The sequence below is a fragment of the uncultured Sulfuricurvum sp. genome, assembly GCF_937936435.1.
Taxonomy (GTDB): domain Bacteria; phylum Campylobacterota; class Campylobacteria; order Campylobacterales; family Sulfurimonadaceae; genus Sulfuricurvum.
In genome coordinates, this window is the sequence record NZ_CALDDG010000050.1 from 1 (window position 1) to 1236 (window position 1236).

2 protein-coding genes are annotated in these 1236 nt (G+C 48.9%); both read left to right on the forward strand.

What is annotated here, in order from left to right; translation table 11 throughout:
- Positions 1–355: ABC transporter ATP-binding protein (locus tag Q0389_RS05875; RefSeq protein ID WP_298692647.1), on the forward strand; the 355-nt coding region annotated here is incomplete at its 5' end.
- A gap of 9 nt (positions 356–364) precedes the next feature.
- A partial coding sequence (locus Q0389_RS05880; RefSeq protein ID WP_298692652.1) for an ABC transporter substrate-binding protein occupies positions 365–1236 on the forward strand: 872 nt, incomplete at its 3' end.

A 1236-nucleotide genomic window follows, 5' to 3' on the forward strand; every position in this document is an offset into this window, starting at 1 on the left:
GCTCAGCGGCGGACAAAAACAGATGGTTCTGCTCGCCCGCGCTCTGACACAGGAAGTCGATACCTTTATCATGGACGAACCGGTCTCGGGACTCGATTACGGCAACCAGATCCGTCTGCTCGAACTGATCAATCAATTGAAAACACAAGGATATACTTTCCTCAAAACGACTCATTATCCTGACCATGCGTTGATGGTCTCCGATCGCGTCGTCGTAATGAACGGGGGAAAAATCATCTCGGACGGAAAACCCGATGCCGTCATTACCGACGCAATGATCGATGAAGTCTACGGAATCAAGGCCGAAATCATCACTCATAAGCACCGTTCGTGGTGCATTCCCGATTTTCATTAAAGGATTCTCATGAAATTCGCGTATGCTTTTCTCATTTCAGTATTAGTTGTCATCTCAAGCGAAGCACGCATCATTACCGACGATTACGGCAGAAGTGTCACGATACCCGATAAAGTGACGAAGATCTATGCCGCATCGCCGCAGTTGACCATGAGTCTCGTCGCTTTCGATCCGGCGCTCGTAGCAGCTATCAATACACCGTTTAATGACATTCAAAAAAAATACGTCGGTATCGCCGCTTCCAAACCGGTAGCAGGAGGTTATTTCGGTCAGGGCAATACCCCTAACTTCGAAATACTGGCCGCTTCCAAACCGGATATCATCCTCATGTGGGGAAGAATGACGGGAGCGGACAACATTCTGGCTAAATTCTCGGCACTCGGTATCCCTGTTCTGATGATACGCAACGATTCGATCAACGATCTCGTCTCCCAGTTTAAGCTCTACGGCGAGCTGAGCGGCAATCACAAACGTGCCAAGGCACTGATCGACTATACGCAAGAGACGCTCAGCCTTATCCGTTCACTCCAAAAGCCTCTGGAAAAACGCAAAGAGGTGCGCTACTACTTTGCCGAAAGTTTGGATGGCTTATCCAGCGAATGCGACGGATCGTTCCATCTCGAACCGTTCAACTATTCGGGAGCTAAAAATGCTCTCAATTGCCGTATGACCTCCAACTACGGGATGGAAAAGATATCATTGGAAAACATTATGCTCGCTGACCCCGACGTTATCGTCGCGATGGAAAAAGAGTTTGCCGATTCGCTTCGTACAAACGGCAAATGGCAATCGCTGCGTGCAGTCAAATCGGGACGAATTCTCACCGTTCCGAGCGAACCGTTCAACTATATTTCCCGCCCCCCTTCATTTATGCGACTGAT